Source organism: Streptomyces sp. NPDC059037, from assembly GCF_042740015.1.
Lineage (GTDB): Bacteria > Actinomycetota > Actinomycetes > Streptomycetales > Streptomycetaceae > Streptomyces.
Window position 1 is genome coordinate 24178 of the sequence record NZ_JBHYIG010000083.1, and the last position, 7907, is coordinate 32084.

Consider the following 7907-nt stretch of genomic DNA (forward strand, 5'->3'; position numbering starts at 1 on the left):
GGGGGGGGGGGCCGCCCCCGTGGTCTCCCCGGGCCCCCCCGGGCCGGGGGGCGGGGGGGGCGGGGGGGGGGGGCCCCCCCCAACGACCGCGGCGTGCCGGCCGTACGCCGCGACGACTACGGGCCGTTGATCGCCGTCGGCCTCGGCTACCTGCTGTGCGCGGCCGCGTCCGCCGGGTTCCAGTACGCGTTCATCGTCGCCTCGGCACGGGTGAACCAGGACGTGCTGCTCGATCTGCGCGGGCGGATCTTCCGGCATGCGCAGGCGCTCAGCGTGGACTTCCACGAGCGGTACACATCGGGGCGGCTGATATCGCGTTCCACCACGGATGTGGAATCCCTGCGGGAGCTGCTCAGCGAGGGCCTGCAGGAGCTGATCACCGTCATCCTGTCCTTCGTCTACATCTCGGTGATGCTGCTCTGGCTCGACCTGAGCCTCGGCGCCGCCGCGGTGGTGTCGTTCGTACCGCTCTACCTCCTCGTACGCCGCTACCAGCGCCGCGCGGGCCCGCTGTTCGGCAAGCGGTCCACCGCGATCGCCGCCGTCATCGTGAAGTTCGCCGAGACCATGAACGGCATCCGTCCGGTCCGCGCCTTCCGCCGCGAGCGCGCCAACGAGGCCGAGTTCGCCGTGCTCAACCACCGTCACGAGCGCAGCAACGGCGACGCGATGCTGGAGATGGCCCGCTATGTCGTCGGGTCCCGGCTCGTCGCCAACACGGCCGTCGCCGGCATCGTCCTGTGGGGCGCCTACCGCGTCACCGACGGCACGCTCGCGCTCGGGGTCCTCGCCGCCGCGGTGCTCTATCTGCGCCGCCTCTACGACCCGATCGACCGGCTCGGCATGTTCCTCAACTCCTACCAGTCGGCGGCCGCTTCCCTGGAGAAGGTCGCGGGCCTGCTCGCCCAGACCCCTTCGGTACCGGAACCGTCCGCCGAGTCCGCACGGCCCCTGCCCTCCCTCGCCTCCGAACACCCGGGCCGCGAGGTCCGCTTCGACGGCGTGCGGTTCGCCTACCGCACCGGCGGCGAGGTCCTTCCCCGCTTCGACCTGACGCTGCCCGCCGGGCAGACCGTCGCCGTCGTCGGCTCCACCGGCGCGGGCAAGTCGACGCTCGCCAAGCTCCTGGCCCGCTTCTACGACCCGACGGACGGCCGGGTCCTCCTCGACGGGGTCGATCTGCGCGACCTCGCCAATGCCGAACTGCGGCGCGGCGTGGTCATGGTGACCCAGGAGGCCTTCCTCTTCTCCGGCACGGTCGCGGAGAACATCGCCATCGGCCGCCCGGACGCCACCCGCGAGGACGTCGAGCACGCGGCGAAGGCGATCGGCGCGCACGACTTCATCGCCTCGCTGCCGGACGGCTACGACACCGACGTACGCAAGAGGGGCGGCCGTATCTCCGCCGGTCAGCGGCAGTTGGTGGCCTTCGCCCGGGCGCTGCTCGCCGACCCGGCGGTGCTCATCCTGGACGAGGCGACCAGCTCCCTGGACATCCCGGGCGAGCGGGCCGTGCAGCGCGCCATGCACACGGTGCTGCGCGGCCGCACGGCCGTCGTGATCGCCCACCGGCTCTCCACGGTGGAGATCGCCGACCGGGTGCTCGTGATGGAGCACGGCCGGGTCGTGGAGGACGGCACTCCGGGCGAACTCATCGCGGGCAGCGGTTCGTTCGCGGATCTGCACCGTGCCTGGCGGGACAGCGTGGTGGGGTAGGGCGCTTTCCGGATCGCGCCTTCCGGGTCACGCTTTCCGGGGCGCGCTTTCCAGATGCCGCGACGCTTCACGCGGCCTTGGACAGGGTGGACCTGTCCAAGCGAGGCGCTGTCGCGTCGGGCGCCGCGGGTCCCGTCACGGCCCGTCGTCCATCGTGGCGCGGCCACAGGAGGAGGGCGCCGGCGGTGCCCGCCCCGGCGAGGGCGGCGAGGACGGACCAGGCGAGCGCGAAGCCGGCGTTCGTGCCGAGCCATCCCGCGACGGGGTACGTGATCAGCCAGGCCAGGTGCGACAGGGAGAACTGGGCCGCGAAGGCCTCGGGGATCGCGTTCGGTGCGACGGAGGCGCGCAGGACCTTTCCGGTCGGTGTGACGACGAGCGCCATGCCGATGCCGATCACGGTCCAGTTGATCGCCGTACCGGTCCAGGTGGTCAGGCCGGCCGCCATGAGGCTCACCGCGGCGGTCGTGCCGCCGAGGAGGACTCCGGCGCCGGTCAGCATGACGGTGCGGGCGGTGATCCGGTCGAGGATGCGGGGAAGCGCGAGGGCCGCGAGGAGGGTTCCGCCGCCGGAGGCCGCGAGCATCCACGCGACGTCCGACTGCGAGCCGCCGAGCTCGTCGCGTACGTAATTGACGGTGTTGACGACGACGATCGACCCTGCCGACGCGACCACGAGATTGAGCGCCATGACGCCGCGCAGCCGCGGTGTCCTGAGGAAGGTCCTGATCCCTGCCGCTGCCCTGTCCCATGCCTTGGCGTGGGCGTTGGGGCGGGCGTCGGGGATGCGCGTCGACAGGACCAGGAGGGCGGAGACGGCGAATCCGGCGGAGGTGCCGAGGAAGAGCAGGTTGAAGCTCATGAACGCCAGGGCGACCGCTGCGAGTACCGGGCTGAGCAGGCTCTCCATGGTGTAGGCGACCTGGGAGGCGGACAGGGCGCGTGTGTAGTCGGATTCGTCCGTGACGATGTCGGGGATGACGGCCTGGAACGTCGGGGTGAAGGCCGCGGATCCGGCCTGCAGCAGGCCGATCAGGACGTAGATGTGCCAGACCTCGGTGACGAACGGCAGCGCGAGGACCACCGCGGCGCGCACCACGTCGAGGAAGACCAGGAAGGCTCTTCTGGGGAGCCGGTCGACGTACGCGGCGGCAAGGGGGGCGATGACCACGTACATGACCATCTTGACGGTCAGGGCGGTGCCGAGGACCACGCCTGCGCGCGGTCCCGCGAGATCGTAGGCGAGCAGTCCGAGGGCCACTGTCGCGAGACCGGTGCCGAACAGGGCGATGACCTGGGCGCTGAACAGGTGGCGGTAGTCGCGGATGGCGAACAGGCTCATGGCGTCTTCCTTCCGGGTCCATGCGGCGGGGCGCGACGGTCCTTCCCGCTGGTCAGTGGTGGTGTGCGTGGTCGCCGTGGTGGTGGCCCGGGTGCTCGGCGGGTGCGGCCTTGGATGCCGTGTCCGAGCCGGGGGTCGTCGCGGTCCGCACCGTGAACTCGGCCGTCCGGACGACGCCGTCGTGCTGGAAGTCCAGGAACAGGCGGTAGGTGCCGGCCGAAGGCGCGGTCGCCACGAAGGCGATCTCGGGCCCCGGCGCGGTGGTGCCGTCGCCGGGCTCGCCCTCCGGGTGGACGTGGAGGTAGCCCAGGTCGCCGACCCGCAGTGCCACCAGGTGTCCGTACGCGGCCAAGTAGGGCTGCAGATCGGTGACGGGCCGGCCGTCCCGGCTGACGGTGAGGGTCAGTTCGCTCGCCGCACCGGGCAGGAGTTCGCCGTCGAGGGTGACGGTGAACTCGTCGGCCCGCGCGGCCCGGGTGACTTCGGGAAGCGGACGCGGGTCGTACTGCCCGGCGACCGCGACATCGATCCCCAGCGTCATGGTTCCGTCGTGGCCGGCCGGGTGGATGTCGGCGAAGAACCTCCAGTCCCCGGGTTCCAGGGCCAGTTCGACGCTCCAGGTGCCCTTCTCGTCCATCACGGGGTGCACGTGCTGGAACCCGGCCGTGTCGCGCCGGACGGCGATGAAGTGCAGCGCCTTCTCATGCTCGGGCGTGAACTCGGTCACGGCCCGCCCGTCGGGGCCCATCACCCGGAAGGTGACCGGCTGGACGCCGCCGGTGACGATCGTCGAGTCGAGTTCGAGGGTGTACCCGTTCTCGGAGACCGACAGACCACCGGGGGTGGCTCCGCCGTGGCCGACGTGGCCGCCGTGCTGGGACGTGTGGTGGCCGGAGTGGTTCTGCATGGCGTCTCCCTCGGTGTGATGCGCCTTCTGGCATGCCTTGTGGCGCGCCTTCTGGCGTTGCCCGTTGCCGGGACATCGATCATAACCATATACCCCCCGGGGGTATTCCCGGGTCAGAGAAAACCGCCGAATGAAATCTCGCGAGGGGGCCGACCTCGGCCCCCGCCGACCGCTTACGCCCCGTACGCCCGCAGGAAGGTGTCCGTCGCGGCGGCCGCCACCTCACGGACCTCCGCCGCCGGGACCTTGCGCGTGCCGAGCCGTGAGCGCGACTCCAGCGGGCCGGTGAGCAGCGCCAGGAACTGCTCGGCCGCCAGGGCGGGGTCGCACGGGCGCAGACGCCCGGAGAGCACGAGCCGGGCAAGGCGGTCGGCGAGCGCGTCGCTCAGCCCGTCGGACGTACGGCCCTGGACGACATCGATCAGGTCGGGGAATCCGGCGACCTGTGCGTACGTCAGCCAGCGCAGCGCGCGGGCGCGCTCGCCGCAGCACACCTGGAGCAGCCGGTACGCGCCGTCCTCCATGGCCGCGCGCAGATCGCCGCCGGGGTCGCGCATCCGCTCGACGGCGGCGAGGCTCTCGGCACGCACCGCGTCGGCCGCGGCCTCCATCGCATGCCGGAAGAGGTTCTCCTTGTCGGCGAGGTGGTTGTAGACGGTCGGCTTGGCGACGCCGGCCTCCTCGGCGATCTCCTTCACGCAGGCCTGCGCGTAGCCCCGGCGGGCGAAGACGGCGAAGGCGGCCTCCAGGATCGCCTGCCGCTTGTCGATGCGTCCGCGCGACGCCGTCGTACGTGCTGCCGCGCCGGTCCGCGCCGTCGGCTCCCTCAGTGCTGCCACCCGCTCACTGTACTCACTTCAACTTTACCGATCAGCACAGTACATTGAACCCGCTGGTTCAATTCATCTGCCAACTCCGCCATGCGGCAAGGAGATTGCACGTGATCGTCAACATCCTGCGTTTCAGCTTCAAGGACGGCACGACCGAGGAGGAGAAAGCCGAGGTGCTGGCCGCGATGCGCCGCACCTCGACCGTCGATTCGGCGGCATACGGAACGGTCGGCCAGGATCTGCGGCTGCCCGACGACGGCTTCACCCACACCTACTGCGTGGGCGTCGAGGACCTGGACGCACTGGAGCGGTACATGCACGATCCGGTGCACCTCGCCGGGGACTTCGTGATCATTCCGCACCTGGGGCGGCTCTCCGCGCTGCGGCTCTCCGACGACCCGGACCCCGAGCTGAGCGCGAAGGTGATGGCCCTGCACGAGAAGAAGGTCGAGAAGTACCCCGAGTGGGGCCAGTTGCTGAACTCGATCCCCAACTGAGCGCGCGACGCGTTCAGTTCAGGGTCCAGATCCGGCCACCGGCCGCCCGACGCCGGGCAGGCGGTACAGGATCGAACAACTGCGGCAGTACCCGGGGCTGCCCTCGAACAAGAGGGCAGCCCTCGGGCCTGTCCGCCCGCTCCGTATATCGAACGTGTCCTACCGGGCAGCGGACCAGTTCCGGCCAACTCTTGACGCAACCCTGACAAAGGGCCCGCCCTGGTGCCACTCTTCCCCTCAATTCGCAGCTCCACGTTCGATTCCCAGCTCCACGTTCTGCCTTGTTCTGCCCGGACGGCACGACCGCGCCGCCCGGCCTCCCTGGCCGCGCACCCCGCGGCCACGCAGAAGGAGTCCGTGTTGAGATCCACCTCCCACAGATCCGCGTCCCGCAGATCCATCTCCTCCCGACGGGGCGCCGCAGCCGGTGCCCTGACCGCCGTCGCGGCGCTTATCGCGGTGGCCGTCCAGACCGGCCCGGCAACCGCCGACGACCCGGTCAAGTCTCCCTCCACCAAGGCGGCCGCCCCCAAGATCGGCAAGGCCGACCCGGGTTCGCTGCCGGCCAAGCTCTCCCCCGCCCAGCGCGCCGCGCTCCTCAAGGACGCCAACGCCACCAAGGCGGACACCGCCAAGGACCTGGGCCTCGGCGCCAAGGAGAAGCTCGTCGTCCGTGATGTCACCAAGGACGGCGACGGCACCACGCACACGCGCTACGAGCGCACCTACGACGGAATGCCCGTACTCGGCGGCGACCTGGTGGTCGACGAGGCGAGGTCCGGGAAGACCGAGGGCGTCACCAAGGCGTCGAAGGCGCAGCTCAAGGGCATCGACACCAGCGCCGACGTGAAGGCGGCGACCGCCGAGAAGCAGGCGCTCGGGGCCGCGAAGGCCGAGGGGTCGAAGAAGACCGACGCGGACCGGGCGCCCCGCAAGGTCGTCTGGATGGCCAAGGGCGAGCCGACTCTCGCGTACGAGACGGTGGTCGGCGGGCTGCAGCACGACGGGACGCCGAACGAACTGCACGTCATCACGGACGCGGCCACCGGCAAGAAGCTCTTCCAGTGGCAGGGCATCGAGAACGGCACGGGCAACACCCAGTACAGCGGTCAGGTCACCCTCGGGACGGCCCAGTCGGGGTCCAACTACACCCTGACGGACACCGCCCGGGGCAGCCACAAGACGAACAACCTCAACCGCGGCACCTCCGGCACCGGCACGCTCTTCTCGGGCGCCGACGACGTGTGGGGCAACGGCCAGGCCTCCAACCTGGAGACCGCGGGCGCCGACGCCCACTACGGCGCCGCGCTCACCTGGGACTACTACAAGAACGTGCACGGCCGCTCCGGCATCCGCGGGGACGGCGTCGGCGCGTACTCGCGGGTCCACTACGGCAACAACTACGTCAACGCCTTCTGGTCCGACAGCTGCTTCTGCATGACGTACGGCGACGGCTCGGGCAACGCCAAGCCGCTGACGTCCATCGACGTGGCGGCCCACGAGATGACGCACGGCGTGACCGCGGCCACCGGCAACATGACGTACAGCGGCGAGTCCGGCGGCCTGAACGAGGCGACCTCCGACATCTTCGCGGCGGCGGTCGAGTTCAACGCCAACAACGCGCAGGACGTCGGCGACTACCTCGTCGGCGAGAAGATCGACATCCGCGGCGACGGCACCCCGCTGCGCTACATGGACAAGCCCAGCAAGGACGGCTCGTCCAAGGACTCCTGGTACTCGGGCATCGGCAACATCGACGTCCACTACTCGTCCGGTGTCGCCAACCACTTCTACTACCTGCTGAGCGAGGGCAGCGGCGCCAAGGTGATCAACGGCGTCTCCTACAACTCGCCCACCTCGGACGGCCTGCCTGTGGCCGGAATTGGTCGTGACAAGGCGTCGCTCATCTGGTTCAAGGCGCTGACGACCAAGTTCACCACGACCACCAACTACGCGGCGGCCCGCACCGGAACGCTCGCCGTGGCCGGTGAGCTGTACGGCACCACCAGCGCCGAGTACGCGGCGGTGGCCCACGCGTGGGCCGGCGTCAACGTCGGCTCGCGGCCCGGCGGCGGCGGTGGCACGGACTTCGAGAACACGACAGATGTCGCCATTCCGGACAACGGTGCGGCGGTGACCTCGTCGGTCAACGTCACCGGACGCACCGGCAACGCGCCCAGCGCGCTGAAGGTCGGCGTCGACATCGTGCACACCTGGCGCGGCGACCTGGTCGTCGACCTGGTGGCGCCGGACGGCACGAACTACCGCCTGAAGAACTCGAGTTCATCGGATTCCGCGGACAACATCGTGGCGACGTACACGGTCGACGCGTCGTCCGAGGTGGCCAACGGAACGTGGAAGCTGAAGGTGCAGGACGTGGCCGCGTACGACACAGGCCGCATCAACAGCTGGAAGCTGACGTTCCCGTAAGCCGACCGGGCCTCGCGCAGGCCTCCCGCAGGCCTCTTCAGGTCTTCCGTGAAATGAGAGACGGCGCCGCTCCGGGTGGTTCAACTCCCCGGAGCGGGGCCCCCAAGTTGGGCCCCGTTTAAACGACCCCAGGGCGGCGTGGGGGATTAGTTAAAATGAGATGGCGCAACAGAACCTTTATTGGC

5 protein-coding genes and 1 pseudogene are annotated in these 7907 nt (G+C 70.2%); 3 read left to right on the top strand and 3 right to left on the bottom strand.

What is annotated here, in order from left to right; translation table 11 throughout:
* Positions 1-72 precede the first annotated feature (72 nt).
* A pseudogene (locus ACFWY6_RS19110) lies at positions 73-1716 on the top strand (ABC transporter ATP-binding protein); the annotation flags it as partial.
* A 67-nt stretch (positions 1717-1783) separates the two neighbouring features.
* On the opposite strand, the gene ACFWY6_RS19115 reads toward ACFWY6_RS19110, so the two are convergent.
* The 3 genes from ACFWY6_RS19115 to ACFWY6_RS19125 all read right to left on the bottom strand — a co-directional run bounded on the left by ACFWY6_RS19115 (position 1784) and on the right by ACFWY6_RS19125 (position 4795).
* Positions 1784-3058 carry an MFS transporter gene (locus ACFWY6_RS19115; RefSeq protein WP_384691579.1) on the bottom strand — a complete coding sequence of 425 codons (1275 nt, stop codon included), beginning with the start codon at positions 3056-3058 and terminating at the stop codon, positions 1784-1786.
* Positions 3059-3110: 52 nt separating this feature from the next.
* Complete coding sequence (locus tag ACFWY6_RS19120; RefSeq protein WP_384691581.1) at positions 3111-3965, bottom strand: hypothetical protein; 855 nt, start codon at positions 3963-3965, stop codon at positions 3111-3113.
* A gap of 173 nt (positions 3966-4138) precedes the next feature.
* Entirely contained in the window at positions 4139-4795 is a 657-nt protein-coding gene (locus ACFWY6_RS19125; RefSeq protein ID WP_384691591.1) for a TetR/AcrR family transcriptional regulator, read from the bottom strand.
* Positions 4796-4905: 110 nt separating this feature from the next.
* Between ACFWY6_RS19125 and ACFWY6_RS19130 the strand changes: the two genes are divergently transcribed.
* Both ACFWY6_RS19130 and ACFWY6_RS19135 read left to right on the top strand, forming a co-directional pair.
* The gene (locus tag ACFWY6_RS19130; protein ID WP_360773825.1) at positions 4906-5292 is read left to right on the top strand and encodes a Dabb family protein; all 387 of its coding nucleotides are present in this window, start codon (positions 4906-4908) and stop codon (positions 5290-5292) included.
* A 357-nt stretch (positions 5293-5649) separates the two neighbouring features.
* On the top strand, positions 5650-7722 hold the full coding sequence (locus ACFWY6_RS19135) for a M4 family metallopeptidase (protein ID WP_384691585.1): 2073 nt from the start codon (positions 5650-5652) through the stop codon (positions 7720-7722).
* Positions 7723-7907 lie beyond the last annotated feature (185 nt).

Coding starts and splice junctions, on each gene's coding strand:
- ACFWY6_RS19115 (WP_384691579.1), bottom strand. CDS start 3,058: ATGAGCCTGTTCGCCATCCGCGACTACCGCCACCTGTTCAGCGCCCAG.
- ACFWY6_RS19120 (WP_384691581.1), bottom strand. CDS start 3,965: ATGCAGAACCACTCCGGCCACCACACGTCCCAGCACGGCGGCCACGTC.